Origin of the sequence: Roseisolibacter agri (genome assembly GCF_030159095.1) — a bacterium.
Lineage (GTDB): Bacteria > Gemmatimonadota > Gemmatimonadetes > Gemmatimonadales > Gemmatimonadaceae > Roseisolibacter > Roseisolibacter agri.
The window spans coordinates 692,608-717,409 of sequence record NZ_BRXS01000001.1 but is presented as its reverse complement, the minus strand read 5'-3'; the positions used below and the strand labels follow the sequence as shown (position 1 = coordinate 717,409).

Genomic DNA, 24,802 nt, shown 5'->3' with positions numbered 1-24,802 from the left:
GGCGCTCCCGCGCCTATCTACTAGAAAGTTCGTAGACACCCGCGCCCCGCCCCGCATGTCCGTCTCCTTCACCGATCGCGAGCTCGACGTCATGGCGGTCCTCTGGGACCTCGGGCCCGCGACCGTCGCCGACGTCCGCGACCGCCTCGCCGACCCGCTCGCCTACACGACCGTCCTCACGGTCCTCCGAACGCTCGAGGCCAAGGGCTACGTCGGCCACGTCGAGGAGGGGCGCGCGCACCGCTACCACCCCCTCGTCGACCGCGACGTCGCCGGGCGCAGCGCCCTCCGGCGCCTCCTCGGCACCGTCTTCGGCGGGTCGCCGGAGCTCCTCCTCACCAACCTGGTCGAGGCGCGCGCCGCCGACGCGGCGGAGCTCGCGAGGCTCCGCGCGATCCTCGACGAGCGGGCCGGCGACACGCCGAACGAGGGGCGCGACCGATGATCGCGCTCTGGATGCTCCTCTCCACCCTCCTCGGCGCCCTGCTCGCCACGGCCGCGCTCGGCATCGAGCGCGCATTGCGACTGGTCGGGCGGCCGGGGCGCTGGGCGTGGGCCACCGCGCTCGCCCTCACCGTCGTCCTGTCGGCGGCGCAGCTGCTCGGCCCGCGTACGGCCCCCGACGCGGCTCCGCATGGCGGGGGCGAGGTGACGCTCGTCCTGCCGGCCGTGCCGTCCGGCGCGGCAGCGGTGCGCGGTGCGGCCGACTGGCGGGCGCGCGACACGGTGGCGGCGCCGGCGGCCTGGCGCGCGCTGGACCTCCCGCTCGCCATCCTCTGGATCGGCGCCTCGGTGGTGCTGCTGACGCGGACGGCGGGTACCTCGCGCCGCCTCAGCCTGAACCTCCGCCGCTGGCCGCGCGAGACGCACGGCGGCACCACCGTGCACGTCGCGCCCGACCTGGGCCCCGCGGTGTTCGGGGCGGTGCGGCCCGCCGTCATCGTCCCGCGCTGGGCGCTGGCCGACGCGCGCCTGCCGCTCATGCTCGCCCACGAGGCGGCGCACGTCCGCGCCCGCGATCCGCTGCTGCTGGCCGCCGGCCTCGCCGCCGCGCTGCTGATGCCCTGGAACCTCGCCGCCTGGTGGCAGCTCCGCCGCCTGCGGCTGGCCGTGGAGCTCGACTGCGACGCCCGCGTGCTGGCCGGGTCGGCCGAGGGGCCGGCGGTGCGCACCTACGGCGCCCTGCTGCTCGACGTCGCGCACTGGTCCGCGGGCCACGCGCCCGGTCCGCTGGCCGCCCTCGCCCCGACCCTGCTCGCCACCCCGTCCACGCTCTCCCGGAGGATCCACGCGATGACGACTCCCCGCCCGCGCCGCGCCGTCGGCCGCGCGCTCACGCTGGCTGCCACCGCCACCGCGCTGGTCGCCGCCGCCTGCGAGCTGCCGCGCCCCACCGGTCCGCGCGCCGCGCCGCAGGCCCCGCTGGCCAGCGTGACCGCCCCCGTCCCCGCGACGGCGGACGTCTCGCCCCTCACCGTCGCCGACATCCGCCGCGCGGTGGCGTCGGCCTTCCCCGGCGCCGACACCGAGCGCCGCGGCGCGACGCAGCGCATCTGGGTCGTGCAGGACGGCAGCGGCCGCGTGAGCCGGGTCATGCGCGGGCTGGCCGCGCCCTCCGCGCCGGGGACGGTCGCGCTCACCCGGGCGGAGCTGGCGCAGCTCCGCGACGGCCGCTTCCAGGTCTCGCCGATGGCCGGCGATCCGCGCGGCACCTTGGCCGGCGTGGCCGCCGACGCGATCGCGACGATCGACGTGCACAAGCGCGGGCCCGGCCAGATCACGCCCGACAGCACGGAGCTGATCTGGATCCGCCTCAAGGGCGCCGACGTCGCCTCGGCGACGGGGACCGAGCCGCGGTTCGTGCCCGAGCGGGAGCCGACGGCCCGCATCGCCGTGCGCGACCAGCCCCCCGCGCGCGCCGGCATCGCGCTCCGCGGCGGCACGATCACGATCCAGCCCACCGACTCGGCGCGCCGCGCGGGCGTCGGGCCGACGACCTTGAGCGTCGGCAGCCCCGGCGACACGACCGGCCCCAAGCCGCTCTATCTGATCGACGGCGTCGAGTTCAGCGGCGCGCAGAGCGAGCTGCCGAAGCCCGACCGCATCGAGAGCATCGAGGTCCTCAAGGGCGCGGCCGCGGAGCGCGAGTACGGCGCGCGCGGGGGGCACGGCGTCATCCGGATCACCACGAAGCGTGAGTGACCGGCCGCCGGGCGATCGGCATACGGTGTGAAACGACGGGGCGACCGGATGGACCGGCGCCCCGTCGTCGTACGTGCGCCGGTCGATGTGACACAGTGTGTGATGCAGCGCACCCTGTCACGCTCGGGCTCGCCGTTTGCACTCCTCCCCGCGGCCCGCCTTTCGAAAAAGTTTTCTTGCCGGTCGGACATCCCGACCATAGGCTGTGCCATGGCGCTTCCCGCGGATGACGGCGGGCGAGAGGGGGAGGTGGCGTTGCGAGGCGGAGGCGCACGCTCGACGGCCGCGATCGTGGCGCCGGGCGGTGGGGACGCTGCGCCGCGTCGCGCGTCTCCCCCGCCCGTCCCACGTCGAACGCCGGCCCGGCCTCTTCCGATCAACGGTCCCACGACTCCCGCGCGCTGGAACGGATTCGATGCGGCTACTGCAAGCGCGGCACCTCTTCCTGCGGCTCGCGAACAGCATCGGCGCGACGAGCCTCGTCGCCCGCAGCGACTGGCGACGCCACCGGCTCGTGATCCTGTGCTACCACGGGATCTCGCTCGACGACGAGCACCAGTGGAACCCGGAGCTGTACATGCCGGCCGCGCAGTTCCGCGACCGGATGCGGCGGCTGCGCGAGGCACGCTACAACGTCCTCCCGCTCAGCGACGCGGTGGAGCGGCTCTACGAGGGCAACCTCCCGCCCAAGAGCGTCGCGGTCACCTTCGACGACGGCTACTACGACTTCCACGCGCAGGCGCTGCCGGTGTTGCGCGAGTTCGACATCCCGGCCACGAACTTCGTGGCCACGTTCTACTCGAACTTCGTGCGGCCGGTGTTCGACCCCGCGTCCGCGTACCTGCTGTGGAAGGGCCGCGCGCGCGGCGTGATCACGCTCGGCGCGGTGATCCCGGGCGCGGCCTCGATGCCCATCGTCACGGCCGAGGAGCGCACCCAGGTCTGGCGGCAGCTGCGCGAGCACGCGTTCCGCGAGCGGCTCTCCGCGCAGGAGAAGGACGAGCTGCTGGCCGACCTCGCGATGGCGCTCGGCATCGACTACCAGGCGTGGACCGCGACGCGCATGCTGCAGCAGATGCGCGAGTCGGAGCTGCGCGCGCTGCCGTCGGACCTCGTGGACGTGCAGCTGCACACGCACCGCCATCGCATGCCGGACGACCGCGCGCTGTTCATGCGCGAGATCGCCGACAACCGCGAGTCGCTGGACGCGATGGTCACCTCGGGCGAGCCGCGCGCGCACTTCTGCTACCCGCTCGGCAACCACGACATGCAGTCGGTGCGGTGGCTCGCGGAGATGGACGTGCGCAGCGCGACGACGTCCGATCCCGACATCTGCACGCCGGCGGACCATCCGCTGCTGCTGCCGCGCTTCACCGACACCACGCTGCAGCCCGACGAGGTGTTCGACGGCTGGGTGTCGGGCTTCTATCCGCGGCTGCGCTGGTCGCCGTCGCTGCGCGAGCTGCGGCGCCGCCGGCGCACGGTGAGCCCGCCGGTCGCCGAGCCGACGGCGGCGCGTCCGCTGCGCGCGACGCTCAGCGACGTCGTCGCGCGCTGACGTCGCGCTGATCAGCCCGGGCGGCGGGCGGTGGCCACCATCGCCCGCCGCCCGCCGTCCAGCGCCACGTCCACGAAGCCGGCGCGCGCGAGCGCGGTGCGCATGCCGCGCGCGCCCTGCCACGACTCCACGCGCCCGCGCCCGTCGGGGAACGCGAAGACGCGCCCCGCGACCTGGAACGCGAGGCCGTTGAGCGCGACGTAGCCGCGGTATGCCAGCGCCTTCCACGCCCGCCGCCGCAGCGCGTCGCGCAGCTCGCCGCGCGTCATCCGCCAGTCGTGCAGCGCGAGCCACAGGTCGCCGCCCGGGCGCAGCACGCGCGCGAACTCCGCGAGCGCCACGGGGATCCGCATGTACGGCAGCGCGACGCGCGAGACCACGAGATCGAACGACGCGTCGGCGAACGGGAGCGCCTCGCCCCGCGCGGCGGCGAGCGGCAGCCGCGGCCAGCGTGCGCGCCCCGCCGCCAGCGCCTCGACGTCCACGTCCACGCCCCACCCTTCCCGCTCCCCGTCCGGCTCCGCCATCCCGCTTCCCACGAGCGTCTGCCCCGCACCGCACCCGACGTCGAGCACGCGCCGGTGCCGCGGCGCGAGCGCGGGCATCAGGTGCTCCGGCCGCGTCGGGTCGAGCGCGATGGCCAGCTCGGCGAGATGGTAGGGGAGCGATGACACGGAGGACGGTGAGTCAGAGGACGGAACGGCGGAAGACGATGAGGCGTGAGACGGAAAGGCGGACGCTTCGAGCTCGACGCTTCAAGCGCGGTGACGCTCCACCGTATCGCGCTCCATCGTTCTCCGCTTCACCGTTCTCCGCCGTTCCGTCCTCCGCTCTACTGTGCCTTTCGCGGCCAGACGTTGTCCCCCGCCTCCCGATCCGGGAACCGCTGCTCCGGATCCAGCTCCACGCGCGTGATGGCGCGGCCGAAGTCGAGCGTCGCGGTGAAGGTGCGGCTGCCCGCGAACCACACGTCGGCGGGATACGTCACGACCGCCGTCGTGTCGTCCACCACGCGCGCGTTCGCCACGCGGCGCAGCGCGCCGCCGGTGGGCGCGAGGTGCACGCGCAGCACGACCGGCGACGGCATCTGGCCGTCCTGCCGCACCGTCACCGTCGTGCGCGTGCCCGCCGTCGCGACGTTCTGGATCGAGCCGTCCGAGCTCTCCGTCGTGAACAGCCAGTAGTACCAGAACCACCCGAGGTCGCGGTTCAGCGCGCGGTTCATGAAGAACATGTAGTCCCACGGCGACGGGTGCTTGAACAGCCACGCGTTCGCCCACTCGCGGTGCGCGCGGATCACCGCGCTGTCGCCCACCACGCCGCCGAGCGCGGACAGCATGAGCGGCGTCTTCTGGTAGGTCGTGAAGCCGTAGAACTGCTGGCCCGCGTAGTTCGCGTTCCACATCATCGGCGGCTCGGCCTCGTTGCCGCTGACGCGGCCGTACGACTGCCCGAGCCCGTTCAGCACGGGCGGCTTCCCCGCCGCGTCGGCGTCGGAGAGGATGTTCATGTACTGGTTGAACCCCTCGTCCATCCAGCCGTACCACGTCTCGTTGTTGCTCACCACCATCGGCCACCACTGGTGCGCCGTCTCGTGGTCGGCCGCGCCGCGGTTGGAGTTGATCACCATCGGGTACTCCATGCCCGCGCTCGGCCCGTCCTGCAGCGTCAGCTGCGGGAACTGGTACGGGAACCAGAGCTTCGAGTAGAACTCCAGCGCGTGGCGCGCGATCTCGCCCGCGTCGCGGAACTGCTGCGCGCGGCCCGGCAGGTACACCATGTGGATCGGCACGCGCCCCTTCCCCGGGATCGTCGCGCGCGTCGCCCGCCACACGAACTGCTTCGCCGTCGCCCACGCGAAGTCGTTCACGCTGTCGGCGACCATGTGCCACACGAGGCGATCGCCCGCGGCGGTGCTCTGCCCCGGTCCCACCTCGTCGGCGCCGACGATCGTCGTCACCGAGTCGGAGTCGAGCACGCGCTTGAGGCGCTCGCGGGCGCGCGCCGTCAGCACCTGCTCGGGGTTCTGCAGGATGCCGGTGCCGCTCACCACCCAGCCGGCCGGCACGTCGAGCTTCACGTCGAAGCGCCCGAAGTTGTTGTAGAACTCCGACGGGCCGAGGTAGAGCTCCTCGTTCCAGCCGCGCAGGTCGTCGTAGACCGCGACGCGCGGATACCACTGCGTCGGCTGGTAGAGCGTGTCGGCCCAGCGCTGCGTCATCCGGTGCCCGGCGCCCGGGCCGCCCGGCAGCTTGTGGTTCCACTCGATCTCGAGCGTCGCCGTCGCGCGCGGCGCGACCTTGGTCGGCAGCGTGATGCGCGCGACCGTCGAGCGGAGCCCGATCGCGGTCGGCACCGCGCGCGCCTGCGCCGCCTGCGCGGCCTGCGCCGCCACGATCGAGCGGGCGCCCTCCCCGCCGGCCGGCGGCGGCCCGAGGGTCACCGCCTCGCCGTTCACCGACATGCGGGTGATGACCATGCCGTCGGTCACCTCCGCCGGCACCCACGGCGCCGCCTGCGGCGTGTTGCCGAGGAAGATGTTGGGGTCCAGCCGCAGGGCGAGCTGGCCGAGCGAGTCGGGGCTCGCGTTGTGCACGACGACCGTCTCGCGGCCGGTGATGCGCGAGGTCGCCGGATCCAGGCGCGCCTCGATCGTGTAGTCGGTCCGCAGCTGCCAGTAGTTGCGGCCCGGGCGCCCGGTCGAGTCGCGCGTCCCGGCGGCCATCGCGCGCCGGATCGCGTTGGTGAGCGGGATGTCGCGGCGCACCGCGCGCTCGGGGAGGCGGGCAGCCGGCTGCTGCGCGGCCAGGCGCGCGGGGCGCACGGCCCCCGCGGCGGAGCCGGCGAGCAGCGCCAGCGCGAGAAGACGACGGGCGGTCATGCGTGGGGCTCGTGTGGGGATCGCGGCGGCCGACGGCGGCCGCGGACGCGTTCGCGACGCGTGCCCCGAGATTACCACATCGGCTCGGTGCCGGGGAGCGGCCGGAGGCCCCGGCTCCGCGTGACGGCGGGGGCGCGCGGCGTGAGCCAACGGAGGCTTGCGGCTGGCGGGAAACCCGCGATCATGACGATGGGGCCATGGTCGCGGTGCGCAGCTTGCCCGACGTCCGCACCGACGGAGGCGCGTCCGATGACGGGCGCGCGCCGAACCCCTTTTTGCACTCGCCGTCCCGATGACGCACGATCCCGCCTCGTCCGCCGCCTCGCTCCCGCTCCCGCTCCACGCCGCTCCGACGGCGCGGGGCGAGCCCGCGGCCGGCCTCGCGGACGGCGCCCGCCTGCGCGCCCTCTTCGAGCTCCACGTCGACGGGGTGCTCGCGCTCGACGACCGGGGGCGGATCGGCGAGGCCAACCCGGCGGCGGTGGCCCTCCTGGGCATCCCGGCGGCCGAGCTGCTCGGGCGCGACGTGCTGTCGCTGATGACCGCGGAGGACTGCCCGCGCTGCGAGGAGCGGCTGGGCGCGGCGCTCCAGGGCACGGCGCAGAGCTGGGAGGCGAACCTCGAGACGCACGACGGGCGGCGCGCGGTCCAGCTCGCGGCGGTCCCGATCGTCGAGAATGGCGTGACGACGGGCGCGTTCCTGGTGGCGCACGACGTCACCTCGCACCGCACGCTCGAGGCGCAGCTCGCGCACCGCGCCTTCCACGACCCGCTCACCGGGCTCGCCAACCGCGCGCTCTTCCGCGACCGTGTGGAGCAGGCGCTCGCGCGCGACCCCACGGGCGAGCACGTCGCGGTGATCTTCGTCGACCTCGACGACTTCAAGAAGGTCAACGACACCCAGGGCCACGCGGCCGGCGACGCGCTGCTGGTGCGCGTGGCGGCGCTGCTGGTGGACAGCACGCGCGGCTGCGACCTGATCGCGCGCTTCGGCGGCGACGAGTTCGCGGTGCTGCTGGGGCGCATCGCGCAGCGCGACCACGTGGACGCGGTGGCGGCGCGCATCGCGGCCGCGCTGCGCCGTCCCATCGCGCTCCCGCTGCGCGACGTCGTCGTCGGCGCGAGCCTGGGCATCGCGCACGGCCGACCCGGCATCGACGCCGACGAGCTGCTGAAGGACGCCGACCTCGCCATGTATCGCACGAAGGCCGCGAGCCAGGGCCACGTGTCCAAGTACGCGGCCGGCGCGCAGGCGCTCGTCGAGGAGCGCGAGGCGATGCACGAGGACCTGCGCCGCGCGCTCGAGGGCGACCCGGCGGGCGGACGGCTCTCACTCGTCTACCAGCCGGTCGTCGAGCTGGCGTCGGGCCGCGTGAGCACGTACGAGGCGCTCGCGCGCTGGTGGCATCCCGCGCACGGCGAGGTGCCGCCGTCCACCTTCGTGCCGCTGGCCGAGGAGACGGGGCTGGTGGTCGCGCTCGGCCGCTGGGTGCTGCGCGCCGCGTGCGCGCAGCTGCGGCGGTGGGAGGCCGCGGCGCCCAACGCCGAGCGGCCCACGGTGCGCGTGAACCTCTCGCGCTGCGAGCTGGAGCAGCCGACGCTGCTGCGCGACGTCGCCGACGCGCTCGACCACGCGGGCGTGTCGGGCGCGCAGCTGACGCTGGAGCTGCCGGAGGCGGCGGTGATGCGGCGCCCCGAGGAGGCGCTGGTGACGCTGCACGGCCTGCGCGAGCTGGGCGTGCGCCTGGCGATCGACGACTTCGGCACGGCCGCGTCCTCGCTCGGCCACCTGCAGCGCTTCCCGGTGGACGAGCTGAAGATCGACCGCGGCTTCGTCGACGCGGCGCCCGAGGACGCGGACGCCGAGGCGGTGGTGCGCTCGATGGTGGCGCTCGGCCGCGCGCTGCACCTGCGCATGGTAGCCGAGGGCGTGGAGCGGCCCGCGCAGCGCGCGTGGCTGGCGGACGTCGGCTGCGAGTTCGCGCAGGGCTACCTGTTCGCGCCGCCGGGCGCGCCCGCCGACGTGCACGGCTCCGCGTCGGACGACGCGCCGCACGCGATGCCGCACGCGATGCCGCACGCGGTGCGCGCGCCGCGCGACATCCCGCGCGAGCCGGTGCACGGGTCCACCGCGCCGGCGTGACCCCTGAGCTCGGGCGCGCCCGCGCGCTGCTCGCCGGCGCGCAGCGGCTCCTGGTGTTCACCGGCGCGGGCGTCAGCGCGGAGTCGGGCGTGCCGACGTTCCGCGGCGCGGGCGGGATGTGGAACGCCAGGCGCGCCGAGGATCTCGCCACGCCGGAGGCGTTCGCGCGCGACCCGCGGCTGGTGTGGGAGTGGTACGCGTGGCGCCGCGGCCTGGTCGCGCGGTGCGAGCCCAACGCCGCGCACGACGCGATCGCCCGCCACGCGCGCGCGCACGCCGGCACCACCGTCGTGACGCAGAACGTCGACGGTCTCCATCAGCGCGCGGCCGTGGCGGCCGGCGATCCGCGCGGTGCCGCGTCGGTGGTCGCGCTGCACGGCACGCTGTTCGGCGTGCGCTGCGAGCGCTGGCCGGCGTGTCCCACGCGCCTGCCGCACGACGGGCCGATCGACGCCAGCGACCACGCGACGCTGCCGCGCTGCGACGCGTGCGGCGCGCTGCTGCGGCCCGACGTCGTGTGGTTCGGCGAGGCGCTGGACGCCGCCGACCTGGAGGCCGCGTTCGGTGCGGCGCAGCGCGCGGACGCGTGCCTGGTGGTGGGCACGAGCGCGCTGGTGCAGCCCGCGGCGAGCGTCGCGGCCACGGCCGCGCGATCGGGTGCTCCGTTGGTCGAGGTGAACGCGGAGGACACGCCGCTCTCGTCGCTGGCGGCGGTGGCGCTGCGCGGTCGCGCGGCGGAGCTCGTGCCCGCGCTGCTCGCTCAGTAGTGCCGCAGCTGAACGGCGAACTGCATTTGCAAGGATAAGATCGGACAAGATCTGATTAAGAGCGGATGGCTCCGCGTGGCGGCGAGGAACGTCGCACCACGCGGAGCCATCCGTCGTCATCAGATCTTCTCCGACTTTCATCCTTGCAACGCCGTTCCTCTCCCCTGCCGCGCGCGATCGCGAGGGCTCACTCGCCCTTCCGCGCCCGCCGCTCCGCGTTCACCAGCCGGTGCGCGCGGCGCGTCGTCTCGGGCTCGCGGAAGCCCGCGCTCACCGACACGACGACGTCCACCGCGGTCTCGAGGTCGATCAGGTGGCCCGGCGACACGTACACCGGATGCACGCTCTCGCGCAGCCGGATCGCCATGCCCACCGTCTCGCGGCGGTGCACCAGCGGCGCGCGCGCGAGGCGCTCGGGACCCAGCGGCGCGTGCGTGCCGACGAGGATCGACTTCGCGCAGCCGATGGACGGCACGCCGAACAGCAGCCCGCCATAGCACGCGATGCCGAAGCGGCGCGGATGCGCGATCCCCTGCCCGTCGAAGATCAGCGCGTCGGGGCGCGTGCGGAGCTGGTCCCACGCCGCGGCGACCGCCGGCAGCTCGCGGAACGCGAGGAAGCCCGGCACGTACGGCATCGGCACCGGCGCGACGGCGGTCGCCTGGTCGACGACCTCCAGCGACGGCAGCGCGAGCACGACGATGCCCGCGAAGCACTCGGTGGCGTCGCGGTCCATCGACACGTCGAGGCCCGCCACCAGCCGCGGCGCGAAGTTCGGCGGCGGCTGCAGCACGACCTCCGCGCGCAGCCGCTGCTGCACCGCGGTCGCCTCGGCGATGGTCGTCGGGAAGTCGCGCGTCGTCACGACCGCGCGCCGTGCACGACGCGCGCCGCGCGCGGTCAGCGCAGCTTCGCCAGCGCGTCGCGCGCGACCTTGAGCTTCGGGTCCAGCGCCACCGCGGCCTCGTACTCCGCGCGCGCCTGGTCCTTCCGGCCCTGCCGCTCGAGGATCCCACCCAGCCGGTAGTGCGCGTTCGCCAGCGGCGGATCGCCGGGACGCGGCGTGGTGCCGAGGTAGCGCCGGAGCGCCTGCTCGCCGCGCTCGAGCTGCTGCCCCGACTGCGACGCGAGCCGTCCGATCAGGTACGGCGCCACCGGCGACGCGGGCTGCGCCTGGAGCAGCCGCTCGGTGGTCGCGAAGGCCTCGTCCCACCGCTGCTGCGTCGCGAGGAGCGAGATCAGCGCGACCCACGGGCCGCTGCTGTCCGGGTACTGCGCGATCAGCTGCCGGTACTCGCGCGTGACGCTCGCGGTGTCCTTCTGGCGTGTCGCCACGTCGACGGCCGCGAAGGCGCCGCGATACGGATTGCGGCGGCGGATCTCCTCGACCTGCGCGCGCGCACGCTCGGTGCTCCCACCGAGGACGCCGGGCGCGAGCAGGTAGTAGCGGATCAGGCCCACACGCGCGTCGATGTACGCGGGATCCAGCTGCACGGCGCGCTCGAACTCCGCCTTCGTCTTCCGCGCCAGCGACGCCTGCCGGAAGACGTTCGCCTTCTGCGCCTGCTCGCCGTACGCGCGGCCGAGCCAGAAGTGCGCGACCGCGCTCGCGTCGTCGGCCCGCACCGCGCGCTCCAGCGCCTCGGCGGCGCGTCCCGCATCCCCGTCGGCCAGCGCCGCGCAGCCCGCGAAGAAGGCGGCGGCCGGCGTCCCGCCCTGCGCGCGCTCACGAACCTGCGCCCGCGCCTCCGGATGGCGGGCGTCGCCCTGGCGCTCGCACAGCGCGGCGTCCGCGGCGCTCTGAGCGGCCAGCAGGGACGGCGACAGCAACAGGGTGGCGACGAGGCCCGCACGGAGCGGGCGCGGCGCGCGGGAGCGGAGGGTGCGCATGGGCGGGATCGCGGAGGACGGAGGCACGGAGACCCGGGCGTCCCGGCACGGCAACCGGCGCACCGTCCGCGATCCGGTGCGCAACCGCTTGCCTCACTTCGCCTTGCCGACCGGCGGCCCCCATGCGTCGTCCCCGCGCGGGGACGGCATGTCGCCGATCGACACGGCGGACCGCCGATCAGGCCCACTCCGGCGGCGTGCCCTCGCGGACTTCCTCGCGCAGCTTGAGGAAGCTCTCGTAGCGCGCGCGGCTCACCGCGCCCTCGGCCACCGCCTCGCGCACCGCGCACCCGGGCTCCGAGACGTGCGCGCAGTCGCCGAAGCGGCACTCGTCCAGGTACGGCCGCAGCTCGGGGAAGCACTCGTCCAGCGATTCGGCGGGCAGCCCCCAGAAGCCGATCTCGCGCAGCCCCGGCGTGTCGACGACGAAGCCGGCGACGCTCGCGTCGGGGCCGCGCAGCGGATGCAGCAGCGCGCCCACCGTCGTGTGGCGCCCCTTGTTGACGCTCTCGCTGATCGCGCCGACGCGCAGGTCGAGCCCCGGATAGAGCGCGTTCATGAGCGACGACTTGCCGACGCCCGACGGCCCCGTGAGCGCCGACGTGCGGCCGACCAGCACCTCGCGCAGCTCCTCCAGCCCGTGCCGCTGCGCGACGCTCGTGACGTGCAGCGGATAGCCCGCGCGCGTGAAGTCCGCGAAGCGCTCGCGCACCACGGCCTCGCCGCGCACCGCGTCGCCGTCGCCCACCAGCTCCGCCTTGTTGACGACGATGCGCGCCGCCAGCTCGTTGGCCTCCGCGACGACCAGGAAGCGGTCGAGCATGCGCTCGTGCGGCTCGGGGCGCGCGGCCGCGAACACCACGAGCACCTGATCGACGTTGGCGACGAGCACGCGCTCGCCGTAGCCGCCGCCGGGGCTGCGCCGCGCGAGCTTCGAGTGGCGCGGCGCGATCGCGTCGATCGCCCACGCGCCCGTGTCGCGCGCGTCCGTCGCCAGCGTGACGCGGTCGCCCACCGCGAGCTTGCCGCGCCGCGACTCGGAGGCCACGGTGTCGCGCCGCAGCGAGCCGTCGGCGCGCCGCCCCTCGTCCGACTTCTTGAGCCGCCCGCGCAGCGACGCCTCGCGCACGACGCCGTCGTCGCCGAGGACGCGCCAGATGCCGCCGGTGCCACCCAGGACGACGCCGTTCACGCTTCGTCTTCCTCGGCAGCCATGACGTCCCACCACTTCCGCTTCGGCGGGCCGCCCTCCTGCTTGCGCACCAGCGCGTCGAGGGTGGCCTTCGCGGTCAGCAGCGGCATGCGGCCGAGCGCGGCGAGCACGCCCGCCTCGTCGTCGCCGCGGATGATGAAGTCCGTCTCCAGATGCGCGTCGATGCCGGGCGCGCCGATGCGGCGCCAGCGCAGGAAGAGCAGGTACGCGCCCCACGGGCGCGCGGGATCGTCGGTCGTGTCGGCGCACAGCTCGACGCTGTACGACAGCCCGTCGATCCCCTCGAACGCGGGCGGGCGCTTGTGCACCGCCGCGTAGCCGCCGAGCGTGGACTCGTCGCCCGCGTCGTCGTCGGGCGGGAGGTGCAGGCCCGGCACGGCGGCCGTCACGCGCCGGGGCCCACGCGCGGGCGCGTGCCGTTGCGCGACGCGTTGCGGCGCCCGCCGATGACCTCCTTCACGATGTTGCCCGTCATGAAGGCGACGTTCGCGGGACGCTCGGCCAGCCGGCGCATGAGGTACGGATACCACTGCGTCCCGAACGGCACGTAGACGCGCACGTTGTAGCCCTCGCGCACCAGCGCGTCCTGCAGGTCGCGGCGCACGCCGTACAGCATCTGGAACTCGAAGCGGTCGGTCGCGATCCCCTCCGCCTTCGCGAACCGCTTCGCCTCGGCGATGATCGCCTCGTCGTGCGTCGCGATGCCGGGATAGCGGCCGTCGCGCATCAGCGCCTGCATCGCGCGCACGTAGCTCTTGTCGACGTCCGCCTTGTCGGGGTACGCGACTGCGGGCGGCTCCTTGTACGCGCCCTTGCAGATGCGCACGCGGCAGCGCTCCTGGTTGGCGCGCTTCACGTCGTCGTCGGTGCGGTACAGGTAGCTCTGCAGCACGATGCCGACATTCTCGGGGTACGCGGGGTACAAACGGCCATAGAACAGGTCGAGCGTCTTCTGCGTGTACGCGCTCGACTCCATGTCGAGCCGCACGAAGTTGCCGAAGCCCTGCGCCGTGCGCAGCACCGCGCCGATGGTCTCGACGCACAGCCCCTCGTCGATGTCCTGCCCCATCGCGGTCAGCTTCACCGAGACGTTGGCGTCCAGCCCACGCGCCTGGATCCGCTCCAGCAGCTCGACGTACTCGCGGCCGGTCTGCTGCGCCTCGGCGGCGTTCGTCACGCTCTCGCCCAGCAGGTCGAGCGACGCACGGATGCCGCGCCCGTTCAGCGCGGCCACCGCCTCCAGCGCCTCCTCGATCGTCTCGCCGGCCACGAAGCGCGACGCGAAGCGCTTCGCGAGGCGGTTGTCGCGGATGAACCGGAAGACCCGCTGCTGGTTGGAGAGGTAGAGGAGCGCGTTGCGCAGCATGAGGTCGGACGGGAGTCGGATGGTGCCGCGGCGCGCGGCCGCCGGCGGGAAGGCCGGAAATATACCAGCCCGGGCGATGGGACCGGGGTCCCCGGCGCCGCGCACGAACCCTGCACCGCCAGCGATGGCCAGTCCCCCGTCCCGAATGGGGCGTCGCGCCCCGGAGGTCCCGCCATGCGGACGCTCATCCTCCTCACGCTCGCCGCGACCCTGGCGGCGTGCGACGACTCGACCTCGATCGACGCGGTGCTCGCCCCGTCCGCGCTGAGCGGATCCGGCACCGGAGGCACGGGCGGCGGGCTGACGATCGCCGTCGGCCGCGGCCAGGCCCCGCTCGTCGGCAGCTGGACGCGGATCGCCAACGAGGGCGGCGTCCTCAGCGAGCAGACGTGGACGTTCGCGTCGGACGGCTCCGGCACCCGCTCCACGACCGTCCGCACCCAGCTCGGCGTCCCGCTGACGGTGGAGCAGCAGGCGTTCGCGTGGGACGCGGGCGGCGGCGTGCTCCTGCTGCGCTTCGACCGGACCGGCGTCGCGTCGACCGTGCGCGCGTCGTACGCGGTGCTGGTCGGGGTGACGGGGACCGTGCTCCGGCTCGACGGTCGCGACTACGTGCGCACGGCGGGCTAGCGCGAACGGCGCCGGCATCGTACTAGGTGGATAGTTGACAGGCGCGCCCACGCGTCCCATCTTCATACTAACCACATAGTAGGAGTCGGCGATGGAGATGGAGATCTCGTTCGGCGAGCGGGAGCTCGACGTCATGGGCGTGTTGTGGGAGCTGGGCTCGGGCACCGTCACCGAGGTCCGCGAGGCGCTGCCCACCACCCTCGCCTACACCACCGTCCTCACCATCCTCCGCAACCTCGAGGGCAAGGGGCTGGTGCGGCACGAGGGCGAGGGGAAGGCCTACCGCTACTTCCCCGTCGTGGCGCGGCAGGCCGCCCGACGCAGCGCGCTCTCGCGGCTGGTGGACAAGCTGTTCCACGGCTCCCCCGAGGCGCTGGTCGCGCAGCTGGTGCACGACCGCGGCCTCGACGCCGCGGAGCTGGAGCGCCTGTCGCGCGCGCTGCGCGACGACGAGGCCGCCACGCGGGAGGACGCATGATCGCGCTCCTGATGCTGGCCGCGATCGTCGGCGGCGCGGCCGCCGCGCTGGGTGCGGGGGCGGCGGAGGGCGCGCTGCGGCTCTGGCGGCGTCCCGCGCGCGGCGCGTGGGTGGCCGCGCTCGCGGTCACCGCCCTGCTGCCCGTCGCCGCCGTGCTGGTCGCGCCGCGCGCCGCGGCGGTCGCGCGCACCCTCCTCGCCCCTGCCCCGACGGCCCGGAGCCGGTCCGGATCGATCCCCGTCCACGAGCTGCCCGCCGTCGTCGTGCGCGCCACGGGCACCGCGGGCAGCGACCTGATGGCCGTCGCGCGCGACGCGCTGCCGGCGCTCGAGCGGCCGCTGGCGCTGCTCTGGCTGGCGACGTCCGCGCTCGCGCTCCTCGTGCTCTGGCGCGGCGTGCGTGCGCTGCGGCGCGCGGCCCGCGCGTGGACGCCCGAGGTCGTGGACGGCGTCGCGGTCGCCGTCGCGCCCGACCTGGGTCCCGCGGTGCTGGGCGTGCGGCAGCCGCGCATCGTGCTCCCCGCGTGGGCGCTCGCGCTGGAGCGGCCGCTGCGCGCGCTGGTGCTGCGGCACGAGCAGGAGCACGCGCGCGCGGGCGACCCGGCGCTGCTGATGGCCGGCGCGCTGCTGGTGGCCGCGATGCCGTGGAATCCCGCCGCGTGGTGGATCGCGCGCCGGCTCCGTGCCGCGATCGAGATCGACTGCGACGCGCGCGTGCTGCGCGCGCATCCCGACGTCACGCGCTACGGGCTGCTGCTGCTGGCCGTGGCGCAGCGCCGCGACCAGGCGCGCGCCGCGGTGCCCGCCCTCGCCGCGCTCTCCGCGCTCGCGCCGTCGCCCACCGACCTGGAGCGCCGCATCGCGACGATGCGCGCGCGCCCGCTGCGTCCGCGCGTCCGCCTCGCGCGCACGCTCGGACTCGGTGGTGTCGCGGGCGCGTCCACCGTCGCGGCGTTGCTCGCGTGCGCGGCGCCCGACATGGTCGCCAGCCGGCCGCGCGACGACGCGGCCGACATGGCGCGGGCGCGCACGCTCGAGGACTCGGTGGCGGTCGCGCTGCGGAGCGCCGACGGCGGCGTCGACTCGCTGATGATCGGCCTCGCGCCGATGCTGCGGCAGCTCGGAACGCCGGACACGACGCTGCTGCCACGCAAGGTGACGGGGCCCGGATCGCCGACGTCGCCGCGCATGGCATCGGGCGAGCTCATGCCCAGGTCCGCCGACCCCGATCTGGCGCGCTTGCAGATCGTGGTGCCCGACACAGATTCGGCCGGCGCGGTGTACTTCGAATACCAGGTGGAGCAGCCGGTCAGGCCGGCCGGGGAGGTGCGCGGCCCGCGCTACCCGGCGGAGGCGCGGCGGCTCGGCCTGGAAGGCGAGGTGCTGGCGCAGTTCGTCGTCGATACGGCGGGTCGCGTCGTCGGGCCCGTCCGGATCCTGAAGGCGACGGGCAGCCACCTCTTCGCCGACGCGGTGATCGACGCCGTGACCGACCTGCGCTTCGAGCCGGCCCGCGTGGGTGGGAAGGCGGTGAAGCAGCTCGTCCAGCAGCCGTTCCAGTTCGCTCTCACCAAGCGCCCGCTCTGACGTCGATGATTCGAGCCCTCCGCCCTGCCGGGCGCGCCACGGTGGCGCTGCTCGCCCTGTTCGCGACGACGGCCTGCGCGCACCTGCCGCGCCGCGGCGGAGCGCCGGGCTTCGAGATCTCGTCGCTCGCGAGCGTCTACTCGCCGGCCGGCCGCTTCCGCGGCAGCTGGCGCGTGACGAAGGACGCGATCGAGGTCCGCGTCGACTCCGCGCTCGTCACCGCGCCGTGGCCCGGCGGCGGCACGAGCGCGGAGCCGATGGTCGTCCGCGAGGACGGCCGCATCGTCGACGTGCGGCCGCTCGTGTCCGTCGGCACGCGCGTGAAGGCGCTCATCGTCACCAGCGCCGAGCTGACGCCGGGCCAGCCGCGCGCCTGGACCGCGCACGCCGAGAGCGAGCCGGTGGTGGTGGCGGACACGCTGCGGCTGGGCGACGTGCGCACGGTCACCGACCTGCGCTTCCGCATCGCGCGTCCGGCCGACGTGCCGCTCGATCGCGCGTGGCTGGTCTTCCAGCTGGAGGGCACGCCCGGCGGACGCGGTGGCGGCGGCCGCACCTTCGCCTGCAGCCCGCAGAACCTCGCCGGCCCCGCCGAGCGGTCGGCCGAGCGCGCGGAGACGCTGGCCGACAACTACACGCTGGCCTGCTAGGAGGCCGCGCCCGCCGCTTCCGGCGCCACCTCCGGCGCCATCGCCGCGAGCAGCCCCGTGATCGTGGCCTCGTCCGCCGGGCGCTGGAAGAAGTAGCCCTGCCCGAAGCCGCACGAGAGCTCGCGCAGGTGTGCGACCTGCTCCTGCGTCTCGGCGCCCTCCGCCACGACGTCCATGCCGAGCGTGGTCGCGAGCACGATGATGCCGCGCACGATCTCGCGGCTCTCCTGCTCGCGGTCCATCCCGTCGATGAAGGAGCGGTCGATCTTCAGCGTCTGCAGCGGGAAGCGGCGCAGGTAGCTGAGCGACGAGTAGCCCGTCCCGAAGTCGTCGATGCTGAGCCGCACGCCGAGCGCGTGCAGCGCCTGCAGGACCTCCTGCGTGCGCGCGGCGTTGCCCATCGCGGCGGTCTCGGTGATCTCGAGCTTCAGGCACGACGCCTCGAGGTCGGTCTCCACCAGCACGCGCCGCACGCGCTCCAGCAGGTCGGGCTGCGCGAACTGCCGCGGCGCGATGTTGACGCTCATCGTCATGCGCGCCGCCGCCGGGAACGTCGCCTGCCACGCGCGCAGCTGCCGGCACGCGGTGCGCAGCACCCAGTCGCCCAGCGGCAGGATCAGCCCGCACTCCTCGGCCACGGGGATGAACTCCATCGGCGAGACGAGGCCGCGCGTCGGATGCTGCCAGCGCACCAGCGCCTCGAAGCCGGCGACGTCGCCGCTCGCCAGCGCGATGATGGGCTGGTAGACGAGCCGGAACTCGTCGCGCTCCAGCGCGCGCCGCAGCTCGGACTCCAGCCGCAGGCGCGCCATGGCCTGCGCGTGCATCGTCGTGTCGAACAGCTCCGCGCGCGCGCGGCCGTTGGCCTTCGCGCGGTACATCGCGGCGTCGGCGTTGCGCAGCAGCGCGTCCACGCTGTCGGCGCCGTCGATGCGGCCGTTGGTCACCACCCCGATGCTGGCGCTGGTGACGATCTCGTGGCCGTCGAGCACGAAGGGCTCCTGCAGCACGGCCTGCAGCCGCTCCGCGACGCGGAACGCGTCGCTGTCCTCGCGGATGTCGTCCAGCAGCACGGTGAACTCGTCGCCGCCGAGCCGTGCCAGCGTGTCCTCGCCGGGCGAGCGCGTGCCCGCCGCGAGCGGCAGCAGCGCGTCGTGGCGCAGGCAGCGCGCCAGCCGCCGCGACGCCTCCTCGATCAGCCGGTCGCCGACGTGATGCCCCAGGCTGTCGTTGACCAGCTTGAAGCGGTCGAGGTCGAGGAAGAGCACCGCGAAGCGGTAGTCCGTGTGGCGCCGCGCGCGCTTCACCGCCAGCTCCAGCCGCTCGCGGAAGAGCGCGCGGTTGGGCAGCCCGGTGAGTGCGTCGTGAAACGCGTCGTGCACCAGGCGCTCCTCGGCGCGCTTGCGCTCCAGCACGCGCCCGAGCTGCAGGCCCACGTGCGCGGCCAGCTCCAGCAGCGGGCCGTCGGGCGGCACCGTCGCCTCCGAGAAGAACTCGAGCACCGCGCCCACCTGCTCGCCCACCAGCACCGGCAGCCCGAAGCCCGCGCGCAGCCCGGCGGCGGCGGCCTCGCGCCAGCGCGGGAAGCGCTCGTCCTCCGCGATCTCCGTGATCCAGAGCGGCGTGCCCGACGCGAGGATGCGCCCCGGCAGCCCCTCGCCGTGCGCGAAGCGGCGCCTCGCCGTCGCCTCCACGAATGGGGCGTACGGCGTCGCCGCGCGGCAGTGCCAGATGCCCGACGTCACGAGCGCCGCGACGCCCGGCTCCGCGGCCGCGTCGTCCGGCGGCGCGGGCAGCAGCACGTGCGCGACCGGCCAGCCGGTGTGCGCGCACAGCTGCTCGAGCGCGAAGCGCAGCACCGCCTCCACGGACGTCGCGCGGTTCGCCTCCGCGCTGATCGCGCCCAGGAGCACGATCTCGCGCTGGCGCTCGTACAGGTCGCGCAGGCCGCGCTCCGCCACCGCCTCGGCCTCGACGCGCGCGCGGCGCTCGCGCTCCAGGCGCCGCGTGAGGCGCGCGACCTGTGCGTCCGCGGACTCCTCCGGACGCTCGCCGAACGGTCCGGGTGCGCGCTCGATGCTCACGGTGGCGTGGGCGGCGTCAGCTCGCGACCGGTGCGCCGCCTGGCGCGAAGCGCAGCTGGAAGACGCAGCGCGCGTCGCCGCGGTGCATGCACTCGGACTGCGCGATCTCCACGGTCTCGCCGAAGTGGTCGGCCGCGCCGGCGATGAAGCCCTCGGCCAGCATGCACAGCTGCCGCGCCGAGCGATACTCCATCACCAGCGCGTCGGTGGCCGAGTCGGGATACTCGAACTGGGGCGCGTCGGCCCCGGGGTACAGCTTCCGCACCTCGGGGTGGATGATGTGGTTCAGCGTCAGCAGGAACGGGCGCGTGGACCCCGGCGCCGCGAAGAACTGCGGGTACTTCTCCGCCAGCAGCGGCATCGCGCCGCGGCCGTACCAGCGCAGGATGTCGTCGGGCGTGCGCCCGAGGGCGGACGACGCCGCGGCCACGAGGCGGAACAGCTCCGCGTCCTCGTAGGTGCCGAGCGACGTGTAGGAGCCGGACGCGTGGGCGGCGTCGAGCAGGTCGTCCCAGGCGTCGTCGCCGAAGTCCCGCCGCACCAGGTCGGCGAGCAGGTTGAACACGATCCCCTTCATCCGCCCTTCCCGTTCCTGATCGTCGCGGCACGGCCGGCCGACGCCGGCATGGTCCGAGTCAGACGATGCAGGTCCGGGTGGGCAACGGTGCGGCAACGCGAGGCCACCACATCATGACGACTCCGACACGCGCGCGACTCAGAGCGTGAGCTCCCACGTCTCCGCCGTGAGCGGCACGCCGAAGCTGTCGTGCACCTCCGCGTGCACGAGGCGGTAGCCCTCCTCGGCGTACAGGTGCCGTGCGGCCAGCAGGGTGCTCTGCGTCCAGAGCGTGATCGTGTGGTAGCCGGCGTCGCGCGCGAAGCGTGTCACCTCCCGCACCAGCCGCCGACCGAGCCCCAGCCCGCGCGCGTGCGGCTCGATCAGGAAGAGCCGCAGCTTCGCGACGCCCTCACGCTCGGGATGCCGCACGACGAAGATGCAGCCCACGCGCACGCCGTCGCGCTCCGCGATCCAGCACCGCTCGTGCGCCGGGTCGAGGTGCTCGATGAAGTCGGCCGCGGTGCGCGCGACCAGCGCCTCGAAGCGCTCGTCCCAGCCGTGCTCCGCGTGATACAGCTCGCCGTGCCGCTGCACGACCCACCCCATGTCGCCGGGGCGGTGCGATCGCAGCACGTACGACGCCGCGCCGCTCACGGCGCGGGCACCAGCAGCCGCGTCACGGGGAAGTCGCCGCCCACGCGCAGCGCCGCGTCGAACACGTTCCACGTCGCGAGGCCGTCGTCGCTCTGCGGATCGAGCAGCAGGAGCGCGAGCAGCGCCAGCGGCTGGTCGGCGGACACGACGAACGAGTCGCCGTGCGCGCGCCGCTCCGTGCGCCAGGTCCCCTCGAGCCGCACCTCCTGGTGGCCCTGGAACGCACGTGCCGCCTTCACCACCGAGTCGGCGCGGAACGTCTCGACGTCGGTGGCGGCGAGCGAGCCCGCGCGCGTCACCCGGATGCCGTGCGCGAGCAGCAGCTTCACCGCGGAGTCGGCGCCGGGCGCCGCCGCGTCGATCGCCCAGCCGCCGGCGGGGATCGCGCGCGTGAGCGTGCCCGCGAAGCGGTCGACCACGGGCATCTCCTGCGCGAGGTAGCGCCCCGTGCGGCGGATACCGCGCGGCACACCGGGCTCCGTCCGCGACGAGTCACCGGTCGCCGTGAGCACTTCGACGAGGACGGGCTGCCGCGACGGCGGCGCGAAGCGCGCGCGGATCGGCACCGCGCCACCGGGCCGCGCCGGAGTGGGCGTCTGCGTGCGCGCGGCCGCGAGCCGCGCCGCCGTCGGCCGCTCGGCCACCAGCGACAGCAGCTCGCGCACGAACGCGTACGTCGACGCGACGCGCCGGCCGAACGGGTCGTGCGAGTAGGCCTCGCTGAGCACCGAGAGGCGGCCGCGCAGCCCGTAGTAGTTGGTGCCGTAGCGCGGCTTGTGCTCGTACGTGTACCAGCCGGTCTTCACCGAGTCGGTGAGCGGCTGCCGCGGCCCGATGCCCTCATCCGCGCCGAAGTTGCCGTACGGAAACGTCTCGAAGCCGCGGCGCGCCTTCATGCGGCGGCGCAGCTCCGGGAGCACCGTGTCGTGCGTGAAGGCGCCGAGCGGCGCGGCGGGGTGCAGCGATGGCGAGTAGGTGAGCGCGTAGCCGTGGTAGCTGCCGTTGGTCGTGTGCAGGTCCACGAACACGTCCGGGTCCCACGCGTTGAACGCCGCGAGCGAGGCGCGCGTCTCGGGCGCCTCCAGCTTCACGTAGTCGCGGTTGAGATCGAGCCCCGCGGCGTTCGGGCGCTGCCCGACCGTCTCGGGCCCGTTCTGCGCGCCGCGCTGCCGCGCTTGCGGCCCCCACTTCTCGTTGCCGTCGGCGTTGTAGATGGGCACCGCCACCAGCACGATCGAGTCGAGCACGTTCGGATGCGGATCGAGCGCGAGGTCGCGCAGCACCATCTGCAGCGCCTCCTTCCCCTCCACCTCGCCCGCGTGGATGTTGCCCTGCACGTAGACGACGGGCCGGCGGAGCGCGCGCGCTTCCGCGGGGGTGGCGACGCGCGGCCGCGACGCGACGATCGCGGGCAGGTCGCGCCCCTCGCCGCTGCGCCCGATCGACGTGCGCACCAGCCGCCCATCCATCGCCACCAGCGAGTCGAGGAACGCGAGCACGTCCTCGTGGCGCGACGTCTCCTGGTACTGGGTCCGCTCCGCGCGCGTGAGCGGGCGCGGCGCGTGGCGCAGCGCCTCGGCCCGGATGCGCGCGAGGTCGCGGTCCACCTGCGAGGCGCCGCCGGCGGCGCAGCCCGCGGCGACGAGGGACGCCGCGCCGGCCAACACGAGTCGAGCCTTCACAGGTTCTCCAGGACGAAGCGCGTGAACGTGTCGAACAGGTGCACCTGCGTGCGCCCGCCCGAGATGGAGTGCGTGCGGTTCGGGTAGAGCATCATCGTGAACGGCTTGCCCGCCTGCTGCAGCAGGTCGGCGAGCACGGTCGAGTTCTGCGGGTGGACGTTGTCGTCCCCGGTGCCGTGCACCAGCAGCAGCCGCGCGGTCAGGTTGTTGACGTAGGAGCCGACGGCGCTCAGCTGGTAGCCGTTCGGGTTCTCCTGCGGCGTCCACATGAAGCGCTCGGTGTAGATCGTGTCGTAGAAGCGCCAGTCGACGACCGGCGCGACCGCGATCCCTGCCTTGAACACGCTGCCGCCGCGCGCGAGCGAGAGCGCGGTCATGTAGCCGCCGTAGCTCCACCCCCAGATGCCGACGCGCTTCGCGTCGGCCCACGGCTGCCGCGCGACCCAGCGCGCCGCCTCGATCTGGTCCGACGACTCCTGCACGCCGAGCCGGTACTGCGTGAGCTTGCGGAAGTCGCGGCCGCGCCAGGCGGCGCCGCGGTTGTCCACCACCAGCACGACGTAGCCCTGCTGCGCGAGCATCTGGTGCCAGAGGAAGCGCGTGCCGCTCCACGCGTCGTTGACCTGCGGCGCCGCGGGCCCGCCGTAGACGTACATCAGCACCGGGTGCGCCTGCGTGCTGTCGAAGCGCGGCGGCACGAGGCGGTACGCGTCGAGCTGCGTGCCGTCGGCCATCGGCACCCGCAGGAACTGCGGCGCCGCGAGCTCGAGCGCCGCCAGCCGCTGCGCGACCGCCGCGTTGTCCTCGAGCGTGCGCACCGTGCGCATCGCCGGCAGCTCGTGCAGCGTCACCACTGGCGGGCGGCCGAGTCGCGACCAGGTGTCGATGGCCCAGCGGGCGCCGGGCGCGACGTCCACCGCGTGCGTGCCCGGCTGCGCGGTGACGCGCGTGCAGCTCGGCGCCGCGCCGGCGAGCGCGCAGCGATAGAGGTTGCGCTCCGTCGGCGTGGGCGCGGCGGCGGTCACGTAGGCGACGCCCGCGCGCTCGTCGACGCCGGCGACGCTCAGGTGGTCGGCGCCGTTCGGCGTCACCTGGCGGATCAGGCGCCCGCTGCGGTCGTACAGCCACCAGCCGCGCCAGCCGCCGCGATCGCTGCGGTAGAGGAAGCGACGACGGCCGTCGAGCCAGCGTACCGCCTCGCCCTCGACGTCGACGTACGCGGAGTCGCGGTCGGTGAGCACCGTGCGCGCGCGGCCCGTTGTGGCGCTCACCAGCAGCAGGTCGAGCCGGTCCTGCTTGCGCGGCAGCCGCTGCACCGCGATCGAGTCGGCGTCCACCCACTCCATGCGCGCGACGTACTGGCCCGTGTCGGGGCCGACGTCCATCCACTTCGTGGGTCCGCCCGCGGCCGCCACCACGCCCACGGTGACGCGCGAGTTCGGCGCGCCCGCCTTGGGGTAGCGCAGCACGCTCACCAGCGGGTACTGCTCCGCGGTCTCGTTCACCATCGGGAACGCGGGCACGGCGTGCTGGTCGAAGCGCCAGTACGCGAGCCGCCGCGAGTCGGGGCTCCAGCGGAAGGCGTCCTGCAGCCCCAGCTCCTCCTCGTACACCCAGTCGGTGGTGCCGTTGATGACGTCGTCCGAGCCGTCGGTGGTGAGGCGCGTGACGGCGCCGCTCGCGAGGTCCTTCACCCACAGGTCGTTCGCGCGCACGTACGCCACGCTGCGCGAGTCGGGCGAGAACTTCGCGAACTGCTGCAGGTCCGGATCGGCCGCGCCGCTCGCGAGGCCGCGCCCGATGAAGCTCGGCAGCGACGACGCCGTGGGGTTCTGGCCGAGGGCGGGTGCGGGCATCGAGTCCGCCGCGCGCGAGGCGCCGGTGCCCGGCGTGGTGATGATCGCGATCGGGATCACGCGCCGCGCGTCGAAGTCGACGACGTGGTAGGTGCCGCGCGTGTTCGTGCGCCACACGCGCACCGAGTTGCTGAAGAGCAGCGCCTTGCGCTCGTCGGGCGAGAGCTCGAGCTCCTCGACCGCGATCGGCTGGCCGCGCGCGTCCACGAGCACGCTCGCGGGCACGAGCACCGTCGCGGCGCCGGTGAGCGCGTCGACGCGCACGAGCTCCGTGCCGCGCCCGCCCTCGGCCGCGCGCGCGGCGACGTAGGAGCGGCCGTCCTTCATCCAGCGCACGCCGGGCGCGCCGAACGGCGTCAGCTCGCGTCCGCCGAAGATGCGCTCGACGGTGAGGCGCCGTGTATCGGCCGCCGGCTGCTGGGCGCCGAGCGCGGGAACGAACGCGGAGGCGAGCGATGCCGCGATGGCGGCCGCGACGAGGGGACGACGCAGGGAGGCGTGGCGCATGCGGGAGCGCGAAGGGGACCCGGCGCACCACGCGACGCGTGGGCGCGACCCCAGAAGCTAACCGTCGACCGGGGCGCGTGACCGCCGCCCGGAGGG

The 24,802-nt window shown here is 74.7% G+C and carries 21 protein-coding genes; 9 read left to right on the top strand and 12 right to left on the bottom strand.

Going from position 1 to position 24,802, the window contains the following annotated elements:
• The first annotated feature begins 55 nt into the window (after window positions 1–55).
• The 3 genes from rosag_RS02865 to rosag_RS02855 all read left to right on the top strand — a co-directional run bounded on the left by rosag_RS02865 (window position 56) and on the right by rosag_RS02855 (window position 3,760).
• Window positions 56–445 (top strand): BlaI/MecI/CopY family transcriptional regulator, encoded by a 390-nt coding sequence (locus rosag_RS02865; RefSeq protein WP_284348511.1) that lies wholly within the window; start codon window positions 56–58, stop codon window positions 443–445.
• Window positions 442–2,202 carry a M56 family metallopeptidase gene (locus rosag_RS02860; RefSeq protein ID WP_284348510.1) on the top strand — a complete coding sequence of 587 codons (1,761 nt, stop codon included), beginning with the start codon at window positions 442–444 and terminating at the stop codon, window positions 2,200–2,202. Before rosag_RS02865 ends, rosag_RS02860 begins: the two co-directional genes overlap by 4 nt.
• A gap of 415 nt (window positions 2,203–2,617) precedes the next feature.
• On the top strand, window positions 2,618–3,760 hold the full coding sequence (locus tag rosag_RS02855) for a polysaccharide deacetylase family protein (RefSeq protein WP_284348509.1): 1,143 nt from the start codon (window positions 2,618–2,620) through the stop codon (window positions 3,758–3,760).
• A gap of 11 nt (window positions 3,761–3,771) precedes the next feature.
• Here rosag_RS02855 and rosag_RS02850 read toward each other — a convergent pair whose 3' ends face one another.
• Window positions 3,772–4,434 carry a class I SAM-dependent methyltransferase gene (locus rosag_RS02850; RefSeq protein ID WP_284348508.1) on the bottom strand — a complete coding sequence of 221 codons (663 nt, stop codon included), beginning with the start codon at window positions 4,432–4,434 and terminating at the stop codon, window positions 3,772–3,774.
• A gap of 158 nt (window positions 4,435–4,592) precedes the next feature.
• Window positions 4,593–6,641 (bottom strand): M1 family metallopeptidase, encoded by a 2,049-nt coding sequence (locus tag rosag_RS02845; RefSeq protein ID WP_284348507.1) that lies wholly within the window; start codon window positions 6,639–6,641, stop codon window positions 4,593–4,595.
• Window positions 6,642–6,933: 292 nt separating this feature from the next.
• Between rosag_RS02845 and rosag_RS02840 the strand changes: the two genes are divergently transcribed.
• Window positions 6,934–8,784 carry a putative bifunctional diguanylate cyclase/phosphodiesterase gene (locus rosag_RS02840; protein WP_284348506.1) on the top strand — a complete coding sequence of 617 codons (1,851 nt, stop codon included), beginning with the start codon at window positions 6,934–6,936 and terminating at the stop codon, window positions 8,782–8,784.
• Window positions 8,781–9,551, top strand: a complete 771-nt coding sequence (locus rosag_RS02835) for an SIR2 family NAD-dependent protein deacylase (protein WP_284348505.1) — start codon at window positions 8,781–8,783, stop codon at window positions 9,549–9,551. The genes rosag_RS02840 and rosag_RS02835 overlap by 4 nt, the downstream gene beginning before the upstream one ends.
• A 187-nt stretch (window positions 9,552–9,738) precedes the next feature.
• On the opposite strand, the gene nfi is transcribed toward rosag_RS02835, so the two are convergent.
• The 5 genes from nfi to rosag_RS02810 all read right to left on the bottom strand — a co-directional run bounded on the left by nfi (window position 9,739) and on the right by rosag_RS02810 (window position 14,020).
• Window positions 9,739–10,416 (bottom strand): deoxyribonuclease V, encoded by a 678-nt coding sequence (gene nfi, locus rosag_RS02830; protein WP_284348504.1) that lies wholly within the window; start codon window positions 10,414–10,416, stop codon window positions 9,739–9,741.
• 35 nt (window positions 10,417–10,451) lie between these two features.
• On the bottom strand, window positions 10,452–11,441 hold the full coding sequence (locus rosag_RS02825) for a tetratricopeptide repeat protein (protein ID WP_284348503.1): 990 nt from the start codon (window positions 11,439–11,441) through the stop codon (window positions 10,452–10,454).
• 178 nt (window positions 11,442–11,619) lie between these two features.
• A complete protein-coding gene (rsgA, locus tag rosag_RS02820; protein WP_284348502.1) occupies window positions 11,620–12,633 on the bottom strand; it encodes a ribosome small subunit-dependent GTPase A in 1,014 nt (337 codons plus the stop codon).
• Window positions 12,630–13,043, bottom strand: a complete 414-nt coding sequence (locus rosag_RS02815; RefSeq protein WP_284348501.1) for a hypothetical protein — start codon at window positions 13,041–13,043, stop codon at window positions 12,630–12,632. Before rosag_RS02815 ends, rsgA begins: the two co-directional genes overlap by 4 nt.
• Entirely contained in the window at window positions 13,040–14,020 is a 981-nt protein-coding gene (locus rosag_RS02810) for a proline dehydrogenase family protein (protein WP_284348500.1), read from the bottom strand. The genes rosag_RS02815 and rosag_RS02810 overlap by 4 nt, the downstream gene beginning before the upstream one ends.
• A gap of 174 nt (window positions 14,021–14,194) precedes the next feature.
• On the opposite strand from rosag_RS02810, the gene rosag_RS02805 reads away from it, so the two are divergent.
• The 4 genes from rosag_RS02805 to rosag_RS02790 all read left to right on the top strand — a co-directional run bounded on the left by rosag_RS02805 (window position 14,195) and on the right by rosag_RS02790 (window position 17,364).
• Window positions 14,195–14,650 carry a hypothetical protein gene (locus rosag_RS02805; RefSeq protein WP_284348499.1) on the top strand — a complete coding sequence of 152 codons (456 nt, stop codon included), beginning with the start codon at window positions 14,195–14,197 and terminating at the stop codon, window positions 14,648–14,650.
• Between the two features lie 91 nt (window positions 14,651–14,741).
• A complete protein-coding gene (locus rosag_RS02800) occupies window positions 14,742–15,128 on the top strand; it encodes a BlaI/MecI/CopY family transcriptional regulator (RefSeq protein ID WP_284348498.1) in 387 nt (128 codons plus the stop codon).
• Complete coding sequence (locus tag rosag_RS02795; protein WP_284348497.1) at window positions 15,125–16,714, top strand: TonB family protein; 1,590 nt, start codon at window positions 15,125–15,127, stop codon at window positions 16,712–16,714. Before rosag_RS02800 ends, rosag_RS02795 begins: the two co-directional genes overlap by 4 nt.
• 5 nt (window positions 16,715–16,719) lie before the next feature.
• A complete protein-coding gene (locus tag rosag_RS02790) occupies window positions 16,720–17,364 on the top strand; it encodes a hypothetical protein (protein ID WP_284348496.1) in 645 nt (214 codons plus the stop codon).
• On the opposite strand, the gene rosag_RS02785 is transcribed toward rosag_RS02790, so the two are convergent.
• From rosag_RS02785 to rosag_RS02765, 5 genes are all read right to left on the bottom strand, one after another.
• Window positions 17,361–19,448 carry a putative bifunctional diguanylate cyclase/phosphodiesterase gene (locus rosag_RS02785; RefSeq protein ID WP_284348495.1) on the bottom strand — a complete coding sequence of 696 codons (2,088 nt, stop codon included), beginning with the start codon at window positions 19,446–19,448 and terminating at the stop codon, window positions 17,361–17,363. The two genes, rosag_RS02790 and rosag_RS02785, sit on opposite strands and share 4 nt — an antisense overlap.
• 16 nt (window positions 19,449–19,464) lie before the next feature.
• Window positions 19,465–20,025, bottom strand: a complete 561-nt coding sequence (locus rosag_RS02780) for a heme NO-binding domain-containing protein (protein ID WP_284348494.1) — start codon at window positions 20,023–20,025, stop codon at window positions 19,465–19,467.
• A 138-nt stretch (window positions 20,026–20,163) separates the two neighbouring features.
• Entirely contained in the window at window positions 20,164–20,661 is a 498-nt protein-coding gene (locus rosag_RS02775; RefSeq protein WP_284348493.1) for a GNAT family N-acetyltransferase, read from the bottom strand.
• Complete coding sequence (locus tag rosag_RS02770; RefSeq protein ID WP_284348492.1) at window positions 20,658–22,343, bottom strand: M14 family metallopeptidase; 1,686 nt, start codon at window positions 22,341–22,343, stop codon at window positions 20,658–20,660. Before rosag_RS02770 ends, rosag_RS02775 begins: the two co-directional genes overlap by 4 nt.
• Complete coding sequence (locus tag rosag_RS02765) at window positions 22,340–24,706, bottom strand: S9 family peptidase (RefSeq protein WP_284348491.1); 2,367 nt, start codon at window positions 24,704–24,706, stop codon at window positions 22,340–22,342. The genes rosag_RS02770 and rosag_RS02765 overlap by 4 nt, the downstream gene beginning before the upstream one ends.
• Between the last annotated feature and the right edge of the window lie 96 nt (window positions 24,707–24,802).